Raw genomic sequence first — 19913 nt, 5'->3', positions numbered from 1 at the left:
CGAGGGGCCAGCCCCTCGCGCTCCCCGGGAGTATTTTCACCAAGAAGAAGACAGGGGCATGCTCAGGCGGTCAAGCGAGCGTGGCGGGTGACGGGGCCATCTCCCTGTTGCCGGATGCGGGATATGGCCTCTTTGATCGGCTCGTAGGCGACGGCCATGTGGTAGGCATTGGCATGGATCAGCGTGTCGGGGTCCGCGACCCAGGCCACATGGCCCTTCCAGAACATCAGGTCGCCGCGTTCGGGGGGCGTGCCGGGGGGCAGGGCCCGGCCCAGTGCCTCTTGCATGTCGCTGTCGCCGGGGCAGTCTTGGCCGCAGGCATGCAGCGCGATCTGGACGAGGCCTGAACAGTCGATGCCCAAGGCGCTGTTGCCCCCCCAGAGGTAGGGGGTGTTGAGGAGCCGTTCGGCCACGGCGACGGGATCGGCCTCTGGATGGTCGACAGGCGCGAGGTGTTGGCCCGGGACGTACAGATCACGCGGGGTGCCCCCCCGAGCCCAGGCGACCCGCGCCCAGCCGTCGATTTCTTCGATAACGGCCAGTCGGGTTCCCAGTGACAGAGGCGTGATCTGACCCATCCGTTTGAGACCCGGAGTGGTTTTGCCATAGCTCCGCGCGCTTGCGATACGGTGAGTCTCGGGTTCCTTGGGTATCCCGACCAGATCGCTGGCCGCGACCCAGCCCACATAGCCGTCCCGTTCCGCGAAACCGTAGGCCCAGCCGTCTGCCAGATCCAGAACCTGAAACCGCGCCCCGCGCAGCAACTGCCGGTCGCGGGCGCCTTTGGGTTTTGTCAGCAGGTCCGCGATGGGGCAGGCGATCCGGTGCCGCTCGCCCTCGACGAAACGGTCCGCCTCGACTTGCCCTGTCAGCGAGACATGGGCCACCCGGCCATTGAAGGGCGTCAGGCGGCGGTCCATCAGAGGTCCAGAACCTGCGGCAGAGCATCCAGGATCGCCCGCGGGCCCTGCATCAGCCCGCCCTTGGCACGGCCCGGTTCGGGCTTGGGCTGCCAGGAATAGATGTCGAAATGCGCATAGCGTGCGGCCTGCCCGGTGAAGCGGCGCAGGAACAGCGCGGCGGTGATCGAGCCGGCAAAGCCGCCCGACGGCGCGTTGTCGAGGTCGGCGATGCCCGGTTCGATCATTGCCTCGTAGGGCGCGTGGAAGGGCATCCGCCAGACCGGGTCTGCGGCACCGGGGGCAGCATCCGCCAGCGCGCCGGCAAAATCCTCGGCATCGGTGTAGAAAGGCGCCAGGTCCGGCCCCACGGCCACGCGGGCCGCCCCGGTCAGCGTGGCCATCGAGATCATCAGGTCCGGTGTTTCCTCGTCGCCATAGGCCAGTGCATCGGCCAGCACCAGCCGCCCCTCGGCATCGGTATTGTTGATCTCGACCGTCAGCCCCTTGCGTGACTGCAGGATGTCACCGGGGCGGAAGCTGTGGCCGGATACGCTGTTTTCCACCGCCGGGATCAGCAGCCGCAGGCGCAGCGGCAGGTCCAGCGCCATGATCGCCTGCGCCAGCCCGATGGTATTGGCCGCGCCACCCATGTCCTTTTTCATCAGACCCATCGAGCCGCCGGGTTTCAGGTTCAGCCCCCCGGTGTCGAAACAGACCCCCTTGCCGACCAGCGTCAGCATCGGCCCCGAACGGCCCCAGCGCATGTCGATCAGCCGCGGCACCTGCCCGGCGGCGCGGCCTACCGCGTGGATCATCGGGAAATATGTCTTTTCCGACAGCAGGTCTTCGCCGGCGATGACCGCGACCTCGGCACCGAACCGGCCTGCCAGCGCCCGCACCTCGGCCTCCAGCGCCTCCGGCCCCATGTCCGAGGCCGGCGTGTTCACCAGATCGCGGGTCAGCGTCTCGGCCTCTGCCAGGATCTCGATCCGGCGGGGGTCGATGCCCTCGGGCGCGACAAGCGTCCGTTCGCGCCCCCCCTGTTCGCGGTAGCGACCGTAGGAATACCCCGACAGCAGCCAGCCCAGCGCCTCGGTCGCCGCGCATTCCGGCGGCAGGCCGGAGGCAATCCGGTAACTCCCCGGCGCCAGCCCCGGGATCGCACCGGCCAGCGGGAACCGATGGCGCGCGCGCGCGTCGGAACTGCCGTAGCCCGCAAGCGCCCCCACCGGCGTGCCATCCGGCCCCGGCAGCATCAGCGCCGTGCCCAGCCCGCCGGCAAAGCCGCTGGCCTCGACCCAGGCGCGTGTCGGTGCGTCCTGCCCGTCCAGCCAGGCGGCCAAGGCATCGGCTTCGATCACGTAGAGCGGCAGGGGGGAAGTATCGGGCGTGGCAAAGGACACGGGCATGGAGGCTCCTGTAACAAGGTGCCGCCAGCCTATTGCCTGCGCCGCCCGCCGCAAGCGGATTTCACGACCCGTTCAGACGGTGAACTCGTTGAGATCCCAGAGCTCGGTCAACGAGCGTTCGCCCACCCGCGCCAGCCGGGCCAATGTCGCCGCTTCGGCCACCGCGTCGCCCAGCTCGATACAGGCCATGACATCATGGGCCACCTCGCTCAGCGAACACAGGCCGATCTGGTCGGCAATCGCCGCAAGGGCGCGCAGCCCCTTGTGCATGTCCTCGCGCGGCCCTTTCAGGGCCTGGGTCTGGATAAGGCACATGCGCTGTGCCAGTTCCTCCATCGCACGGCAAACCACGTCTTCGGCCGCCGGTCTGCCCAGATCGGTGCACAGAGTCTCGATCTGCGCCGGATCAACGGCGGGTCGTTCCGCCGGTGCCAGATAGGTAACCTCTTTCACATCTCACCCCATTCAAGTGCCCCACGCAGGGCGCAACATGCCCTTGGCGGGGTTCTCAAAAGGTTATTCCAGAGACGTGTTTTCGCTCGAATTTCCCGTGAATTCATCGTAGTTGGACCGAACCCTTGCGACGACCGGAGGATTTCATGGAATTCGCTCGCCCCCTGCCCGGATTTCTACTGCAGCGCTATCATGGCTGGAAAGCCACCACGCATGCAGAAAACAGCGCCTGGTACCGCCGTCTTGCCGATGAAGGCCAGCGGCCGCGGGCGATGGTGATTTCCTGCTGCGATTCGCGAGTCCACGTGACGTCGATCTTCGGCGCGGACCAGGGCGAGTTCTTCATTCACCGCAACATCGCCAACCTGGTGCCCGTCTACGAACCCGATGGCCAACACCACGGCACCTCGGCGGCCGTGGAATACGCGGTCATGGCGCTCAAGGTCGCGCATCTGATCGTGCTGGGACATTCCAGCTGTGGCGGTGTGCAGGGATGTCTGGACATGTGCGAAGGCCGCGCCCCCGAACTGGAGGAAACCGGCAGCTTCGTCGGCCGCTGGATGGACATCCTGCGCCCCGGATACGAGGCGGTGAAAGGCGACGCGGACATGCCGCACGCCCTGGAACGCGAGGCCGTTTCCGTGTCGCTGCGCAACCTGATGACCTTCCCCTTCGTGCGCGAGGCGGTCGAAGCGGGCAAGCTGGGTCTTCACGGTCTCTGGGTCGATATCGGCAGCGGCGAGTTGCAGAACCTCGACGGCAAGTCCGGCCAGTTCGTCCCGGTCTGACGCCGGCCTTACACAAACCGTCTTTTGGCCCGGCTGTGTCCGGGCCTTTTCGTTTCCGCCCTTTAGGCGCGGGCCGCACGGGCCGCAGCGCGCGGCAGATCCAGTTCGCCGGTCTGTCCGGTCCGATGCGCGCGAACGCAGGGACGCCCGATCCGGGCCGAAAGCGCGGCCAGGGGCACACCCAGGTCGCTGCCGGTGCAAAGCCCCTCGCCGGTGTCGTTCAGGATGACCATGTGGCCCCGGCGAAAGACCAGCCGGAACCCCTTGGCGCAGAGCTGTTCATGAAGGGCCTGCCAACTGGCGGCGCGTTCCAGGATCGGCGTCAGGAACAATCGCAGCAGCGACAGGGCCTCACTGTCCAGGGGCCTTGGCAGGCCGGATGTCCGGGGGGCGTTCGGCCAATTGGCCTGCGGTATGGCAGTGTGAAACATCCTACGTCTCCTTGCCGATCCAGAAAGCGTGGCACCGAATTGCGGCAAAACTTGGGCAACTCCGGCCGCCCACCCAGAATTCGACACGAAAGGAAAACCGGGCGTTAACCATGCGTGCGGCACGGTAACAGCATGGAAGAGACGGAAATCACCCTGCGCCTGCCGCGTCCCCTGCACGATGCGGCGACCCGCCTGTCGGCCCGACAGGACACGACGTTGGATCACCTCCTGCAAGAGGCATTGACCCGCACGGTCCAGGACGCGGCCGCACACAGAGCGGCCCCCGGTCCCGCGTTGGCCGCATGCATTCGGGACAGGCTGTCACCGGATTTCGCCAGGGCGAGCAGTTGGCCCGAACTCCAGGGCCGGCTGCCGCTCAAGGGCTACCGCCTGCGCCAATCGGTGGAGGGGCTCGTGCTATACCACCAACCGGGAGGGCAGCGGATCTGTACGCTTGCGGCTCTGGACCAATGCGCCGAGGCACTGGCCAGGAGGTTCGGGCGCGCCTTCCCCGCCCATGCCAACAGCTGGATACCGGACACGGCACACGCCACGGAACGGGACGCTCTGCGGCCCACGGGAAAGCCCCGGATATGAAAGAACCCGCGCACGTGGCGCGGGTTCTGTTGATGCCTATGGCCGAAACGCGGCCCGTGACCTGGGAAACCTCCGCCGGAGGTGCCGCCGCGCCGTCGCGCGGCGCCTCAAATCACCCTTTCTTGAGCGCCTTCTGGCCCAGCACCTCGGCGATCTGCACCGCGTTCAGCGCCGCGCCCTTGCGCAGGTTGTCGCTGACGCACCACAGGTTCAGACCGTTGTCGATGGTCGAGTCCTGGCGGATGCGGCTGATGAAGGTGGCGAAATCGCCCACGCATTCGACCGGCGTGACGTAACCACCGTCCTCGCGCTTGTCGATCACCATGATGCCCGGCGCCTCGCGCAGGATGTCGCGCGCCTCGTCCTCGTCGAGGTAGTCCTCGAACTCCAGGTTGATCGACTCGGCGTGGCCGACAAAGACCGGAACGCGCACGCAGGTGGCCGTGACCTTGATCGACGGATCGACGATCTTCTTGGTCTCGGCGACCATCTTCCACTCTTCCTTGGTCGAACCGTCTTCCATGAAGACGTCGATATGCGGAATGACGTTGAAGGCGATCTGCTTCTGGAATTTCTTCGGCGGCACCTCGTCAGTGGGATTGTAAACCGCCTTGGTCTGGTCCCACAGCTCGTCCATGCCTTCCTTGCCGGCGCCGGACACCGACTGGTAGGTCGACACGACGACGCGCTTGATCTTGGCGCGGTCATGCAGCGGCTTCAGCGCCACGACCATCTGCGCGGTCGAGCAGTTCGGGTTCGCGATGATGTTCTTCTTGGTATAGCCCATGACCGCGTCGGCATTCACCTCGGGCACGATCAGCGGCACGTCCGGATCGTAGCGGTAGAGCGACGAGTTGTCGATCACCACGCAGCCCGCGGCCGCGGCCTTGGGGGCGAATTCCTTGGTCGGCCCCGAACCCACGGCGAACAGCGCCATGTCCCAGCCGGTGAAGTCGAAGGTGGCAAGGTCCTGGGTCTTGAGGGTCTTGTCGCCAAAGCTCACTTCTGTGCCCAGCGATTTTCGCGACGCAAGCACGGCAATCTCGTCGACGGGGAACGCCCGTTCGGCGAGGATGTTGAGCATCTCGCGGCCCACGTTGCCCGTGGCGCCTACGACGACAATACGGTAGCCCATCTGGCCCTCCTCTGGATCTGCGCCGCCGGAAGCAGGCGGAATGCCCCGCCGGCGGACTGGCGCGGTACTTATCGCAGGTGCAGCATGGGCGAAAGCCCCCATCGGCGTCACAAACGCTTCAGAAGCGCGCAAAGGGCCACCTGATCCACCGGAACGCGCCCAAAAATTCGGCATGTGGGACAAGTGATAATCCGCCGGTACTCGCAACTGCAGAAATAAGCAGCTTGCCTGTTTGGTGTTCAGTAACCTAAGAGTTGAGAAAACGGAGCACTCGCATCAGGCGAACTGGCCCACTTCGACACACGTCGATTTCGGGTCTGAGCTTGGGTATAAGCTTCGCACGGCCATAAGCGAGGGACAGGGCTGAATGTTCTACAAGATCGTGACGGCATTGTCCCGGGCGCAGAAACAGGCGCTCTTCATCCTGATGGATGCCATTGTCGTCCCGCTTGCTATGTTCGCCGCCCTGGTCCTGGCCGCAACCGTCACCCCCGACAGCACGACCGTCTCGGCCCTCTTGCCATTGGTGCTGATCCTCAACGTCACGGCCGTTGGCCTGGGCTGGTGGCTGGGGCTGACGCGGATCACGCTGAATGCCTATGAAATGCGCGGAGTCATCCGCACCGCCACCTATGCCGGCCTGCTGGCCGCGCTGGGCCTGGCCCTGAACGCGGCGATGGGCACCGGCCTGCCGCTGGGCGCCTTCGTCATCTTCGGCCTGCTGTTGCTGGTCATGTCAGCCACATGGCGCATCGCCCTGCGCCAGTTCACCCTGCATGTCTACCGTCACGGCAAGGACCGGATGCGGGTGCTGATCTACGGCGCCGGGCAGACCGGGCAACAGCTGGTTGCGGCCCTCCGCCATGACGAGGCGATCCTGCCGGTCGCCTTCATCGACGACAACCCGACCCTGCAAAGCCTCATGGTCTCGGGCCTGCGCGTGCACGCGCCCTCCAGCCTCAAGAAACTGGTGCTGGACAAGGATATCGACCGCGTCGTCCTGGCCATGCCCTCGATCAGCCAGCCCGCGATCGCCCGGATTGCGCATAAACTGCGCCACATCGGCTGCGAGGTGCACGCCCTGCCCTCCTTTGCCGCGATGGTCGGCGAGGGCGAGATCCGCAAGCAGGTCAGCCCGGTGTCGATCCAGGACCTGCTGGGCCGCAGCCGCCTGGAAAGCGAACTGCCCGGCGTCAGCCACGTCTATTCCGGCCGCCGCATCCTCGTCTCCGGCGCGGGCGGGTCCATCGGGTCGGAACTCTGCCGCCAGCTGATCGCCTGCAAACCGGCCTGCGTGGTGCTGGTCGATCACTCGGAACTGGCGCTCTACAACATCGACAAGGAACTGCGTGACATCGGCGACGGGCTGCACATCGTGCCCGTTCTGGCCTCGGTGCTGGACGAACAGCGGATGCGCGACGTCCTGATCGAACACGACATCGACGTGGTCCTGCACGCCGCCGCCTACAAGCATCTGCCGCTGGTGGAAAAGAACGTCATGGCGGGCCTGCGCAACAACGTGCTGGGCACCAAGGTGCTGGCAGAGGCATCGCGCGCCGCCGGGGTCGACCGGTTCATCCTGGTCTCGACCGACAAGGCCGTGCGCCCGACCAATGTCATGGGCGCGTCCAAACGCCTGGCCGAACTGGTGATCCAGGATCTCGCCGCCCGCACCCCCGGCACCCGCTTCTCGATGGTGCGCTTCGGCAACGTGCTGGGCTCGTCCGGGTCGGTCATCCCGCTGTTCGAGGAACAGATCGCACGCGGCGGTCCCGTCACGCTGACCGATCCGCAGGTGACGCGCTATTTCATGACGATCTCCGAGGCCGCGCGCCTGGTTCTGCTGGCCGGGTCCTTTGCCCGCGGCGGTGACGTCTTCGTGCTGGACATGGGCGATCCGGTCCCGATCCGCAAACTGGCCCGCCAGATGATCGAGGGTGCGGGTTTCTCTGTCCGCGACGACGACAACCCGGGCGGCGACATCGAAATCAAGATCACCGGCCTGCGCCCGGGTGAGAAACTGCACGAAGAGCTGCTGATCTCGCCCGACATGCTGACCACGCCGCACACCAAGATCCTGCGCGCCCAGGAAAGCTTTCTCTCGGAATTCGAGATGGCCACCGCGCTCAAGGACCTGCGCCTGGCCATCGAAGCCTACGACGAAGCCGCCGCCCGCGCCGTTATCCTGCGCTGGGTGGAACAGGCAGAGCTGGACGAGGCCGCACAGTCGGTCTGACCGGTTCGGGCCGGGCCGTCAGGCCCGCCCCGCCGCCTTTGCCTCAACGGTCCGGAATGTCCGTCCGCGCGTCCAGTGGTCCCCAGGTCTCGACGATCTCCATCGCTTCGGCCGCATTCTCGACATAGCGGAACAGGTCCAGGTCCTCGCGGCTGATCGTGCCCGCTTCGGCCAGCGCATCCCAGTTGATGATCCGCTCCCAGAACGCGCGGCCGAACAGCAACATCGGCACCCGCTGCATCCGCCCCGTCTGGATCAGGGTTAGCGTCTCGAACAGCTCGTCCAGCGTGCCGAACCCGCCGGGAAAGACGCAGATCGCCTTGGCCCGCATCAGGAAATGCATCTTGCGGATGGCGAAGTAGTGAAAGTTGAAGGCCAGCTCCGGCGTGACATAGGGGTTCGGCGCCTGTTCGTGCGGCAGCACGATGTTCAGCCCCACCGAAACGCCCCCCTCTTCATGCGCGCCCAGGTTGCCCGCCTCCATCACGCCTGGCCCGCCGCCGGTGCAGACGACGTATTCGCGGTTGCCCGTCTCCTTGGACTTGCGCGTCATCAGCCGGGCAAACTCGCGCGCCTCGTCGTAAAAGCGGGACAGGTCGGCCAGTGTCTGCGTCCGCGCCTTTTCCTTGTCCGCGGGCGCGGGAATGCGCGCCCCGCCGAACAGCACCACGGTCGAGTCGATCTGGTACTGGTCCATCAGCATCTCGAACTTCAGCAGTTCCAGCTGCAGACGCACCGGGCGCAATTCCTCCTGGCCCATGAAATCCACGTCCGCAAAGGCCAGCCGATAGCTGGGCGATTGCGTCTGCGGGGTCTGCGGGACGTGCTCGGCCGTGCTCCGGTCGAGGTTGGCGTCGCGCAGCGGGCTGCGGCGGTCTTCTTTCATGTCGCGGCTCCTTGTTCGCCTCTTCTCAGGACTATAGCCTGCCGGACCGAAGCGCCAGTTGCCGCGTGCCCTCGCGGCCCGGCGGCGCCCCCTGCCGCAGGAGATCGCACATGGACTGGACATCGGAAATCGAAAACGCCGCCGGCAGGATCGCGGGCTACACGGTCCGGACCCCGGTCATGCACAGCGACGCCCTGTGGGACCGCGACATCGGCCTGAAACTGGAACAGTGCCAGCACACCGGCAGCTTCAAGGCGCGCGGGGCCTTCAACACCCTGCGCGCCTCGGATGTGCCGGCGGGTGGCGTGGTGGCGGCCTCGGGCGGCAACCACGGTGCTGCTGTGGCCTTTGCGGCGCAGCGGCTGGGCCATCGGGCACGCATCTTCGTCCCCGAAATCGCAGGGCCCGCCAAGATCGCGCTTATCGAACGCACCGGGGCCGAGCTGACCGTGGTGCCGGGCGAATACGCCGACGCGCTGGACATGGCCCGCCGTTACGAGAACGAACAGGGCGCCATGCAGATCCACGCCTATGACGCGCCGCTGACCGTGGCGGGCCAGGGCACCCTGCTGCGCGAGTGGGAGGCGCAGGGGCTGGACGCCGACACGGTTCTGATCGCCGTCGGTGGCGGCGGGCTGATCGCGGGCGCGCTGGCCTGGGCACAAGGCGCCCGCAAGATCGTCGCCGTCGAACCCGTGCCCTGCAACGCGCTGGAGGCCGCGCGGGCGGCGGGCAAGCCCGTGGACGTGGCGGTGTCCGGTGTCGCGGCCAACGCGCTGGGGGCGCGGCGCATCGGCGACATCTGCTTTGGCCTCGCACAGCAGTTTGACACGCCGGTCGTCACCGTCCCCGACGCCGCCATCCTCGACGCGCAAGCCGCGCTCTGGCAGGCGCACCGCCTGCTGGTGGAACCGGCAGGTGCCACGGCCCTCGCCGCCCTGCGCTGCGGCGCCTATGTGCCCGAACCAGGCGAACGGGTGGCAGTGCTGGTCTGCGGCGGCAACATCGCGCCCGACCCGCTGGGCTGACTGCGCCGGAAACCTGCCTGCCCCCGGGGCAGCGGATAGGATTGTCCCACCCGGGCAAGGCCGCTATAGGGCTTCGGAACAATATTTCGTGGGGAGAGGACCGCATGTCCAACGCACAACTTGAAACGGCCATCGAAGCCGCCTGGGAAAACCGCGCCGAGATCACGCCCTCGACCGGCGGCGAAACGCGCGAGGCGATCGAGGACACGCTGAACGCGCTCGACAGCGGCAAGCTCCGCGTGGCCGAACGCCAGGACAACGGCGACTGGCACGTCAACCAGTGGGCCAAGAAGGCCGTGCTGCTGGGCTTCCGCCTCAAGGACATGGAACAGCAGGACGGCGGCCCGCAGGGCGGCCACTGGTGGGACAAGGTCGACAGCAAGTTCAAGGGCTGGGGCGACAATGAATGGAAAGCCGGCGGCTTCCGCGCCGTCCCCAATGCCATCGTCCGCAAATCCGCCTTCATCGCGCCCGGCGTGGTGCTGATGCCCTCTTTCGTGAACCTCGGCGCCTATGTCGACGAGGGCACGATGGTCGACACCTGGGCCACCGTCGGCTCCTGTGCGCAGATCGGCAAGAACGTGCACCTGTCGGGCGGCGTCGGTATCGGCGGCGTGCTGGAACCGATGCAGGCAGGCCCGACCATCATCGAGGACAACTGCTTTATCGGCGCCCGCTCCGAAGTGGTCGAAGGCTGCATCGTCCGCGAAGGCTCGGTCCTGGGCATGGGTGTCTTCATCGGCCAGTCCACCAAGATCGTCGACCGTGAAACCGGTGAGGTCTTCATGGGTGAGGTGCCGCCCTACTCGGTGGTGGTTGCCGGCTCGATGCCGACCAAGAACAACCTGAACCTCTATTGCGCCGTGATCGTGAAGCGCGTCGACGAGCGGACCCGCTCCAAGACCGGCATCAACGAACTTCTGCGCGACTGATCGCGGAACCTCTGACAGCCGGGCGGGTTCAAGACGCATGACCGACACGCGCCTCCCCCGCCCGGCATGATCGCCAGCCTCTCTCTCCTGCCGCTGCTGGCGGTCTTTGCCGGTTCGGCGGCGGTCCTCGTGATCACCGCCATCCGCGCCACCGACCTGGCCGACATCCTGGCCGACCGCACCCGCATGGGCGAGGCGCTGGTCGGCGCGGTCCTCCTGGGCGCGGCCACCTCGCTGGCGGGCACCATCGTCTCGATCAACGCCGCGGCCTCCGGCGATGCGTCCTTCGCCTTTTCCAACGCCGTGGGCGGGATCGCGGCCCAGACGCTGTTCCTGGCGCTGGCCGACCTGACCTATCGCAAGGCCAATCTCGAACATGCCGCCGCAGAGCCGGCCAACCTGTTCCAGTCGGTGCTGCTGATCCTGCTGCTCTGCCTGCCGCTGGCCGCAATCGCAGGACCGAATATCAGCTTCTGGGGCATTCACCCGGCCTCGCCCCTGCTGGTCATGGTCTACCTCGGCGGGTTGCACCTGACGGCACGCCTGCGCGATGAACCCATGTGGCAGCCGGTCCAGACCCCGGAAACCCGCAACGACACGCCAGAGGACAGCAGCGCACCGCACCGATCGGCCCTGAAACCGGCGCTGGGATTTGCCGCGCTGGTGGCGGTCATGGGCCTCTGCGGCTGGGTCATCAGCCAGGTCGGCGGGACTCTGATCGCGCGCTTCGGTATGGGCTCGACGCTGGTGGGCGCGCTGGTCACCGCCGTTGTCACCTCGATGCCGGAACTGGTTACGACGCTGGCCGCCACCCGGCGCGGGGCGCTGCAACTGGCGCTTGGCGGGATCATCGGCGGCAACACCTTCGACACCCTGTTCCTGGTCTTCGCCGATACCGCCTACCGCGAGGGGTCGCTCTATCACGCGGTGGGGACGCAAGACCTTTACTGGCTGGTGACGGGGCAGATGATGACCGCCGTCCTCTTGGCCGGGCTGATCCTGCGGCAACGCCACGGCCCGGCACAGATCGGGTTGGAGAGCCTTCTGCTGATCCTGATCTACGGCGGGGCTGTGGCCCTCGCGGTGGTCGGCGGCTGAGACGTCATATCCCGGCGAGGCTTTCAGTTCTGGACCCTGGGTGCGGCCAGGTTCCACGATCCAATCTCCAGGGGGGCAAGGGCGCATCCCGCGCCCCTGCCCTTACTCCGCCGCCACGGCCTCGGCCCCGGCCACCAATCCCTCTGCCGATGAGGCCGCCACCGGGTCCTGCGCATGGCTGAGCAGCCAGCCCTGCAATGCCGCCGGTGTCACCCGGCGCGGCCCCAGTGCCTCGGCGAACCGCCTTGCCAGCGCCTCTTCCCCCGGGAAGAACCGGCGGAACAGGTCCGCCGCGACCGATGCCGGAACCGGCCCGAGTTCCAGATGCACATCCGCCCGTCCCGGACGGATCAGCGCCGGGTCCAGCCGCTCGGGGTGGTTGGTGGTCATGACCAGAACCCGCCCCTCCTGCGCCGCCACCCCGTCGATGGCATTGAGCAGACCGGAAAAGCTGATGCCCGACCGGGCCTCTCCCTGACCACGCCCGGCAAAGCTGGCGTCGATGTCCTCCAGCACCAGGAAGGCGCCCTTGGGGGCCGAGGCCAGCCCACTGCGCAGGTCCTCGTCCGTCAGGCCGGGACTTGCCAGGCTGACACTGGCCAGGTCCTTGCCCAGGTCGCTGGCCAGCGCGCGGATCACGCTCGACTTGCCGGTGCCCGGCGGCCCGTACAGCAGGTAGCCCCGCCGCCAGGGCACGCCCCTCGTCCGGTACCAATCCTCGTTGTCGTAGAACCAGGCCATGTCGTCGCGCAGCCGCTCGATCCGGTCGTCCTCGGCCAGAATCGTGTCCAGCGCGCGGCGCGGCATCTCGCAGACATGGTCCCACCAGTCGCCCCGCAGGACGTGCAGGATCGGCGCACGCTCTTCCTCGGCGGCGCAGATCGCGGCACCGTCGTCGACCCAGCTCCGCAGCACCTCGGATCGGCCGAACAGCATGGTCACGGTCAGCACCTCCATCGGGCCGCCGTCGCCGCCGACACGGGTCTTTTCCCGCAGGGACCGTTCAAAGGAACACAGCCGCCCGCCTTGCAGGAACCAGTGGCGCCCCTCGGCGGGGGCAAAGATCTCGGCCCGGCCCGCGCGGACACCTGTGGCCTGCACCTGCCGGATGCGCCGAAGCACACCCTTGCGGTCCAGCCAGACATAGAGATGCCGGTAGGCCTCGGACCGGTTGTCGACGGTCAGCGACACCGCCCAGCGGCGCCGCGCCTGCGCGCGGGCCATGCCATAGACCATGCGCAGGATGCCGATCGCGGCCCCGAAGACGCCCAGCGCCAGGCCACCGGCAAAGAAATCGCTGCCCACCGCGCGGGTGAGCATATCTGTCAGGAAACTGTCCATGAAACCATCGGCGCATCACGCGCCGCTCTTGGAAAAGCAGCCCCGCACGGGGGCAGTCGGGTCTTAAAGGATGTGGCCCGTGAGGGCGGCTAGCTTGTCGATTGTCATAGGCGCCCTCCTTTCCGTCGAGGTGTTTCGGATGCGCCCTGATACCGCCACCCCGCGATTCGGGCCAAGTGAGGTTTTCCCGACGCCCCGCACTGCCGTGACCGGAATGCCACAGGCCCCGTCTTGACAGCCCGCCCGCAAAGGCACATCCCACGGCGCGTAATGCCACGAAGGAGCGCGGATATGGCGGGCAAGAAACCGCAACAGGTCTACACCCTGCTGGTCGAGGTCGGCCGCAAGTCCGGCGATGGCCTGCCCGACAAGGCAACCGGCGCGGGCCTGATGTGCTACGCCTCCGGCGTGGACGAGGCAGAGGCCGTGCGCGAAACCGTCGCCATCCTGAAACAGGCCGACATGGCGCCTCTGGATGTCACCGGCTACGGCACCCGCGAGGAACGCGAGGCACAGGGCCACGAGATCGACGACGACGAAGCGACCCTGATGGATCGCGCGCTGGCGGAAAACGCGGTGATCGTGGCCCAGGTCTCGCCCTTCTTCGACTGATCGTCAGGCGGCGCGGGTCTCGGCCAGGGTGATCGCCTCGAAGGGCGCCAGCACTTTCAGAGAACGGCCACCATGTTCCGGCATCAGCCCCGGCGGCACCTCTGCCAGCAGGGTTTCGCGCAGGATCTCGCGGTGGCGCCTCAGTCGTCCGACGTAAAGGCTCTCGATCCCGGCGCCTTCGGACACCAGCGCCTCATGCCCCGGCAGCAGCAGCTGGTGCCATGTCACCAATGGCCCGGTGTCCTCGAAGACCGCCGCGCGCCCGTTCACCAGCGCCGAGGCGGGCACCAGCACCGCCTCGCTGCCGAAAAGATAGGCGACGTCCGTGCCGGAGACGACCAGGCTTTGCCCCGGCGCCACCACCAGGTCCGCGCGCAGCCCGAAATAGGGCGCCCGCAGGCGCACCGGGCGGAACGATCCGCGCGCCGGAACGCGGCGCTCCAGCGGCGCCAGCACCGGCACCACCGCCCCGCTCCGCGTCAATACCGTGTCGCCACAGCGCAGATCGGCCACCGACCGCGCGCCCTGCGGCGTCTCGACCTGCGTTGCCGCGTCCAGCGTCGGCACCGGCCCCAGCGGCTCGACCGCCTCGCTGAACGCGCACAGCGCCAGCCCCTGTCCGTTCAGCGCCTGCGCATCCGCCGCCAGCAACGGCGGCGGCGCCGCGATGTCTCGGAGCGCCAGCAGCGTGCCATCGGTGCGTTCCGCCGCAACCCGCCCCCGCCGCGCCGGGCTGTCCCAGGCATAGGTGATCCGCAAGCCGCCCTCGCGCCGGTCCAGGTCCAGCGGCAGCACCGCCTGCACCACTTGGGTGCCCTGCGTCACCACCAGCGCAAGTCCCTCGCCCGGCAGGGCCGTCAGGGACAGGCTCCCCGGCCAGGGCGTTTCACGCTCCAGCGTCACCAGCCGCTCGGGCCGGGTGGCCCCGGTGACAGGCACCTCCACCATCAGCGTTCCGCGCGGCAGCAGGCGATCTGCCGGGCTCTCCGCCCAATCCGGCCGCAGCCAGCGACCGCCCTCATCCGCCACAGCAATCCAGCCCATGCCGCCCCACTCTTGCACCTGTGCAACAGGCCTAGCACGCCCACCCGTCCCGCGCCATTTGCCAAGCGCCGCAGGGCGGGGTAGCCCTGTGCCACGTCACACCAAGGAGCCGCCGATGACCACCGATCCGGTCGATCTTACCGCCCGCCTCGTGCAATGCCCCTCTGTCACGCCGGAAGAGGGCGGCGCCCTTGTCCTGTTGCAGGACCTGCTGGAAGGCGCGGGCTTTGCCTGCACCCGTGTCGATCGCGGCGAGGTGTGCAATCTCTTTGCCCGCTGGGGCGACAAGGGCCACGCCCGCAGCTTCGGCTTCAATGGGCACACGGACGTGGTGCCCATCGGCAACCCCGACGACTGGACCCACGCCCCTTTCGGCGCCGAGATCGAGGACGGGTTCCTCTATGGCCGGGGCGCCACGGACATGAAATCCGGCGTCGCCGCCTTTGCCGCCGCCGCCATCGACTATGTCACCGACACCCCGCCGGACGGCGCCCTGATCCTGGCCATCACCGGCGATGAAGAGGGCGATGCCGTGGACGGCACCACCGCCCTGCTCGACTGGATGTCCGAGAACGACGAACAGATGAGCGTCTGCATCGTCGGCGAACCCACCTGCCCCGACCACATGGGCCAGATGATGAAGATCGGGCGGCGCGGCTCGATGAATGCCCATTTCACCGTCACCGGCAAGCAGGGCCATTCCGCCTATCCCCACCGCGCGGTGAACCCGATGCACGCGATGGCGCGGCTGATGGACCGGCTGGCCTCGCATGAACTGGACCAGGGCACGGATCATTTCGATCCCTCCACCCTGGCGGTCGTCACCATTGACACCGGCAACCCGGCCACCAACGTGATCCCGGCGCAGACGCGCGGCACGGTCAACATCCGGTTCAACGACACCCACACGGGCGCCGCGCTGTCCGACTGGCTGCGCGAAGAGGCGGCAAAGGTGGACGCGGAATTCGACACCACCACCGAGGTCCGGATCAAGATCTCGGGTGAGAGTTTCCTGACCCCGCCGGGGCCGCTGTCCGACCTCGTGTCGCGCGCGGTCGCGGTGGAAACCAACATCACGCCAGAGATGTCCACCACCGGCGGCACGTCGGACGCGCGGTTCGTCAAGGATCACTGCCCGGTCGTGGAATTCGGGCTGGTGGGCAAGACCATGCACTCGGTCGACGAACGGGTCGAGATTGCCCATGTGCACCAGCTCAAGGCGATCTACACCCGGATGCTGCGCGATTATTTCGCCTGACCGCCACCATGCAACGCACCCTGATCGTCATGGTCAAGGAGCCGCGCCCCGGCCGGGTCAAGACCCGGCTGGCGCGGGACATCGGCAGCGTGGCCGCCGCCTGGTGGTTCCGGCACCAATGCGCGCGCCTGTTGCGGCGCCTGCGCGATCCGCGCTGGCGGATCGTGCTGGCGGTCTCGCCTGACCGCGACGGCATGGCCTCGCGCTGCTGGCCCGACGACCTCACCCGCCTGCCGCAGGGCTCCGGCGATCTTGGCGCCCGCATGGCCCGGGCGATGCGATCCGCGGCCCCCGGTCCGGTCTGCGTGATCGGTGCCGATATTCCCGGCATCACCCGTGCCGCGATCTGGCGTGCCTTCCGCGCCCTGGGCAAGGCTGGGGTGGTCTTTGGCCCGGCCGAGGACGGCGGCTATTGGCTGGTCGGTGTGCGAAACGCCCGACGATTTCCGCAAGGGCTGTTCCGTGACGTGCGCTGGTCCACCGAACACGCGCTGAGCGACACCGAAGCCTCGGTCGCCGGGCACCGGGTCGCGCGGATCGATGTCCTGGCGGATGTGGACCGGGCCACGGACCTCGACAGGGGGACACGCCGCTTCGAAGCGGCTTGAGGCAAGCGTTTCCAAACGCGTTGCCCCTCACCCCGCCGGTTTCGACATGACGCCGCCCCGCGCCCATGCTACGCCAACCTCATGAGCAAGCTGCCCACCAAGGCGGATGTCCTCGACTGGATCTCCGCCAACCCGACCCTCACCTCGAAACGCGACATCGCCAAGGCCTTTGGCATCAAGGGGGCTGACCGGATCGACCTCAAGCGCATCCTGCGCGAGCTGGAGGACGAGGGGCACCTTGAAAAGCGCCACAAGACCTATCGCGACCCGGATCGCCTGCCGCCTGTCAGCGTGCTGCAGGTCAAGGCGCCGGACGACAACGGCGACCTTTTTGCGCGCCCCCTGGAATGGCACGGCGAAGGGGTTGAACCCACCGTGCTGATCATCGCCCGCGCCAATGACCCGGCCCTGGGCGAAGGCGACCGCATCCTGGCCCGCCTGCAGGTGGTCCATCACGCCGATCACAACTACGAGGCCCGCCTGATCCGCCGCATCGGCACCTCGCCGCGCAAGGTGGTGGGCATCTTCCGCAAGGGTGCCGAGGGCGGGCGCATCCTGCCCATCGACAAGGGCTCGGACAAGGAATGGACGGTCTCGCCCGATGCCACCGGCGGCGCCCAGGATGGAGAGCTGGTCGAGGCGGAACAGGCCGGACCCAAGGGCCGCATGGGCCTGCCCAAGGCGCGCATCGTGCTGCGGCTGGGCGATCCCACCGCGCCGCGCGCGGTGTCGCTGATCGCCATCCACCAGCACGGCATTCCCGACAATTTCCCCGAACAGGTCCTGGCCGAGGCCGACAGCATGAAGCCCGCCGGCCTCAAGGGCCGCACCGACCTGCGCGAGCTGCCGCTGATCACCATCGACCCTTCCGATGCCCGCGACCATGACGACGCGGTCTTTGCCGAACCGGACGAGGACCCGCAGAACGAGGGCGGGCATGTCCTCTGGGTCGCCATTGCCGACGTGGCCCATTACGTCACCCCCGGCTCGGCGCTCGACCGCGAGGCCAAGATGCGGGGCAACTCCTCGTACTTTCCCGACCGGGTGGTGCCGATGCTGCCCGACCGGCTGTCCGGCGATCTGTGTTCGCTGCACGAGGGCGTGCCGCGCGCCTGCATCGCGGCGCGCATCCGCATCGACGCCGAGGGCAACAAGCTGGGGCAGAAATTCTACCGCGCCCTGATGCGCTCGCCTGCCTCGCTCAGCTACCAGGAGGTGCAGGCGGCCATAGACGGGCAGCCCAACGACAAGTGCGGCCCGCTGCTGGAGCTGGTGCTGAAACCGCTCTACGCCGCCTATGCCGCCCTGCGCGCGGCCCGCGAACGCCGCCAGCCGCTGGATCTCGACCTGCCGGAACGCAAGATCGCGCTGGACGAGGATGGCAAGGTCACATCCGTCAATTTCGCCGACCGGCTGGATGCGCACAAGCTGATCGAGGAATTCATGGTGCTGGCCAATGTCGCCGCCGCCGAAACCCTGATCGCCAAGGACACGCCGCTGTTGTTCCGCGTCCACGAGGAACCGCCCGTCGACAAGCTGGAGTCTCTCCGCGACACGGCTCAGGCCGCCGGGCTGACGCTGGCCAAGGGACAGGTGCTGAAAACTCGCCATCTCAACCAGCTGTTGCACCAGGCGGCCAAGACCGGCGAGGCGGAACTGATCAACCTCGCCACCCTCAGGTCGATGACGCAGGCCTATTACAGCCCCAAGAACTTTGGCCACTTCGGGCTGGCGCTGCAAAACTACGCGCATTTCACCTCGCCCATCCGGCGGTATTCCGACCTGATCGTGCACCGCGCCCTGATCACCGCCCACAAGTGGGAGGGCGACGGCCTCAGCCAGGAGGACATCGAGCGGCTGGACGCCACAGCGCAGCACATATCGGACACCGAGCGCCGGTCGATGATGGCAGAGCGCGACACCACCGATCGCTACCTGGCCGCCTACCTCTCTGACCGGCTAGGGGCGGAATTCACCGGCCGCGTTTCCGGGATCGCCAAGTTCGGGATCTTCGTGAAACTCGACGAGACCGGCGCCGACGGGCTGGTGCCCATCGGCACGCTGGGCAACGAGTATTTCCATTTCGACCGCGACGCCGGCACGCTGATGGGCGGCGACACGGGCCGGATCATCGGGCTGGGGATGCGCGCGCGGGTGAAACTGGTCGAGGCCGCGCCGGTGACAGGCGGCATCGCGTTTGAACTGCTGGAGCTGGACGACGAGGAATACGAAAGCCGCCAGGGCGGACGGTTTTCGCGCGGCAAGGGCCGCCCCCGTGGCAAATCCGGCCCTTCGCCCCGCCGCAAACAGGCCAAGGCCAAGGCCAAGGATGCCAAGACCAAGCGCAAGGTGACCCGGCAGCGGCGCTCAAAGGGCTAGAGCGTCAGCGGCAACCCCGCGTAGAGCCGCTCCCGCCCCCGCGCGACATAGCCCATCAGGTTGTCGCGCCCCCGCAGGTTGGCGCGCAGCCGCGTCCGCACCGGAAGGTGGTCGATCATGCTCAGCACCGGCAGAGTGCTGGCATCCGCGGCCGTGGGCTGATCCCCGAACAGCCAGTCCTTCTCGCCCAGTTGCACCGTCAAACTGTCCAGGTCTGCGCCCATCTGGGTCAAGCGATCACCCTCCGAGAAACGCGCAATACCGTGGCTTTTCAACCCCTTGACCACCCTGCCCCGCATGATCCCCGAGACGATGCCACGGAGAGGCGCGGGGACCGTGGCGAAAAACACCGGCCCCATCACGGCCCAGCAGTCGTCCCGCGCCCAACGGTCATGCACCAGCCCCTGCCGCAGCGTGTCTTCGACCATGCGCATCAGTACATGCGCCTGCGCCCGCTCTTCCAGCCCAAGGCCCGGGAACAGGTCCGCCCCCTGCCCGGTCAGCCAGCGCAGGATCAGGGTGCTGTCGGGCACGATCCCGTCGGGCGTGCGCAGCGCGGGCAGCTTGCCCAGCGGCGCCTTGCGCGGGTCCGGATGCCAGTCCGGTTCCCAGTCGACACCCGCCAGTTGCAAGAGGATCATCGCCTTGGCGCAAAAGGGGCTGTGGCTGGGCTCGTCGAGACCGGGCGGGAACGTCATCAATTGCAGCATCGGAAAACCTCTCTTGGGCGGGATACCAACAGAATGGTCCATGCCGCCGGGCATATCCATGTTTCG

Annotated in this window: 19 protein-coding genes; 10 read left to right on the top strand and 9 right to left on the bottom strand. The window is 67.5% G+C overall.

Features of this window, described 5'->3' with window-relative positions; translation table 11 throughout:
* Positions 1–62 precede the first annotated feature (62 nt).
* The 3 genes from PVW46_RS09910 to PVW46_RS09900 all read right to left on the bottom strand — a co-directional run bounded on the left by PVW46_RS09910 (position 63) and on the right by PVW46_RS09900 (position 2764).
* Positions 63–920, bottom strand: a complete 858-nt coding sequence (locus PVW46_RS09910) for a C40 family peptidase (protein ID WP_069210577.1) — start codon at positions 918–920, stop codon at positions 63–65.
* On the bottom strand, positions 920–2311 hold the full coding sequence (locus PVW46_RS09905) for a leucyl aminopeptidase family protein (RefSeq protein ID WP_043140753.1): 1392 nt from the start codon (positions 2309–2311) through the stop codon (positions 920–922). Before PVW46_RS09905 ends, PVW46_RS09910 begins: the two co-directional genes overlap by 1 nt.
* Before the next feature lie 72 nt (positions 2312–2383).
* On the bottom strand, positions 2384–2764 hold the full coding sequence (locus PVW46_RS09900) for a hypothetical protein (protein WP_043140751.1): 381 nt from the start codon (positions 2762–2764) through the stop codon (positions 2384–2386).
* A 146-nt stretch (positions 2765–2910) separates the two neighbouring features.
* On the opposite strand from PVW46_RS09900, the gene PVW46_RS09895 reads away from it, so the two are divergent.
* Entirely contained in the window at positions 2911–3552 is a 642-nt protein-coding gene (locus PVW46_RS09895; RefSeq protein WP_043140748.1) for a carbonic anhydrase, read from the top strand.
* A 62-nt stretch (positions 3553–3614) separates the two neighbouring features.
* On the opposite strand, the gene PVW46_RS09890 is transcribed toward PVW46_RS09895, so the two are convergent.
* Positions 3615–3983, bottom strand: coding sequence for a hypothetical protein (locus PVW46_RS09890; RefSeq protein WP_069086681.1), 369 nt, complete (start codon positions 3981–3983; stop codon positions 3615–3617).
* Between the two features lie 132 nt (positions 3984–4115).
* On the opposite strand from PVW46_RS09890, the gene PVW46_RS09885 reads away from it, so the two are divergent.
* Positions 4116–4580 carry a hypothetical protein gene (locus PVW46_RS09885; RefSeq protein ID WP_274575792.1) on the top strand — a complete coding sequence of 155 codons (465 nt, stop codon included), beginning with the start codon at positions 4116–4118 and terminating at the stop codon, positions 4578–4580.
* A 112-nt stretch (positions 4581–4692) separates the two neighbouring features.
* Here PVW46_RS09885 and PVW46_RS09880 read toward each other — a convergent pair whose 3' ends face one another.
* Entirely contained in the window at positions 4693–5715 is a 1023-nt protein-coding gene (locus PVW46_RS09880) for an aspartate-semialdehyde dehydrogenase (RefSeq protein WP_043140743.1), read from the bottom strand.
* Between the two features lie 367 nt (positions 5716–6082).
* On the opposite strand from PVW46_RS09880, the gene PVW46_RS09875 reads away from it, so the two are divergent.
* Entirely contained in the window at positions 6083–7951 is a 1869-nt protein-coding gene (locus PVW46_RS09875) for a nucleoside-diphosphate sugar epimerase/dehydratase (protein WP_069210575.1), read from the top strand.
* Between the two features lie 43 nt (positions 7952–7994).
* Here PVW46_RS09875 and PVW46_RS09870 read toward each other — a convergent pair whose 3' ends face one another.
* The gene (locus PVW46_RS09870) at positions 7995–8837 is read right to left on the bottom strand and encodes an LOG family protein (RefSeq protein WP_069210574.1); all 843 of its coding nucleotides are present in this window, start codon (positions 8835–8837) and stop codon (positions 7995–7997) included.
* Between the two features lie 110 nt (positions 8838–8947).
* On the opposite strand from PVW46_RS09870, the gene PVW46_RS09865 reads away from it, so the two are divergent.
* The 3 genes from PVW46_RS09865 (at position 8948) to PVW46_RS09855 (ending at position 11895) form a co-directional block, all read left to right on the top strand.
* Positions 8948–9865: a threonine/serine dehydratase gene (locus tag PVW46_RS09865; protein WP_069210573.1), complete on the top strand. Its 918-nt coding sequence runs from the start codon at positions 8948–8950 to the stop codon at positions 9863–9865.
* A 104-nt stretch (positions 9866–9969) separates the two neighbouring features.
* The gene (gene dapD / locus PVW46_RS09860; RefSeq protein WP_043140638.1) at positions 9970–10797 is read left to right on the top strand and encodes a 2,3,4,5-tetrahydropyridine-2,6-dicarboxylate N-succinyltransferase; all 828 of its coding nucleotides are present in this window, start codon (positions 9970–9972) and stop codon (positions 10795–10797) included.
* A gap of 66 nt (positions 10798–10863) precedes the next feature.
* On the top strand, positions 10864–11895 hold the full coding sequence (locus PVW46_RS09855) for a sodium:calcium antiporter (RefSeq protein ID WP_069210572.1): 1032 nt from the start codon (positions 10864–10866) through the stop codon (positions 11893–11895).
* A gap of 102 nt (positions 11896–11997) precedes the next feature.
* Here the strand turns inward: PVW46_RS09855 and PVW46_RS09850 are convergent, their stop codons facing one another.
* Complete coding sequence (locus PVW46_RS09850; protein WP_069210571.1) at positions 11998–13236, bottom strand: AAA family ATPase; 1239 nt, start codon at positions 13234–13236, stop codon at positions 11998–12000.
* A gap of 291 nt (positions 13237–13527) precedes the next feature.
* On the opposite strand from PVW46_RS09850, the gene PVW46_RS09845 reads away from it, so the two are divergent.
* Positions 13528–13848, top strand: coding sequence for a DUF8846 family protein (locus PVW46_RS09845; protein ID WP_043140633.1), 321 nt, complete (start codon positions 13528–13530; stop codon positions 13846–13848).
* Positions 13849–13851: 3 nt separating this feature from the next.
* Here the strand turns inward: PVW46_RS09845 and PVW46_RS09840 are convergent, their stop codons facing one another.
* Positions 13852–14892 (bottom strand): Hint domain-containing protein, encoded by a 1041-nt coding sequence (locus PVW46_RS09840; protein WP_069210570.1) that lies wholly within the window; start codon positions 14890–14892, stop codon positions 13852–13854.
* 115 nt (positions 14893–15007) lie between these two features.
* Between PVW46_RS09840 and dapE the strand changes: the two genes are divergently transcribed.
* The 3 genes from dapE to rnr all read left to right on the top strand — a co-directional run bounded on the left by dapE (position 15008) and on the right by rnr (position 19137).
* Complete coding sequence (dapE, locus tag PVW46_RS09835; protein WP_069210569.1) at positions 15008–16150, top strand: succinyl-diaminopimelate desuccinylase; 1143 nt, start codon at positions 15008–15010, stop codon at positions 16148–16150.
* 8 nt (positions 16151–16158) lie between these two features.
* Positions 16159–16758 carry a TIGR04282 family arsenosugar biosynthesis glycosyltransferase gene (locus PVW46_RS09830; protein WP_069210568.1) on the top strand — a complete coding sequence of 200 codons (600 nt, stop codon included), beginning with the start codon at positions 16159–16161 and terminating at the stop codon, positions 16756–16758.
* 81 nt (positions 16759–16839) lie between these two features.
* Entirely contained in the window at positions 16840–19137 is a 2298-nt protein-coding gene (gene rnr / locus PVW46_RS09825; RefSeq protein ID WP_069210567.1) for a ribonuclease R, read from the top strand.
* On the opposite strand, the gene PVW46_RS09820 is transcribed toward rnr, so the two are convergent.
* The gene (locus PVW46_RS09820; protein ID WP_069210566.1) at positions 19134–19847 is read right to left on the bottom strand and encodes a glutathione S-transferase family protein; all 714 of its coding nucleotides are present in this window, start codon (positions 19845–19847) and stop codon (positions 19134–19136) included. The genes rnr and PVW46_RS09820 overlap by 4 nt on opposite strands.
* Between the last annotated feature and the right edge of the window lie 66 nt (positions 19848–19913).

It is taken from the genome of Mameliella sp. AT18, assembly GCF_028807275.1.
GTDB classification, from domain to species: domain Bacteria; phylum Pseudomonadota; class Alphaproteobacteria; order Rhodobacterales; family Rhodobacteraceae; genus Antarctobacter; species Antarctobacter albus.
The sequence above is the reverse complement of the archived record's forward strand: the minus strand, read 5'-3'. Positions and strand labels throughout refer to the sequence as shown.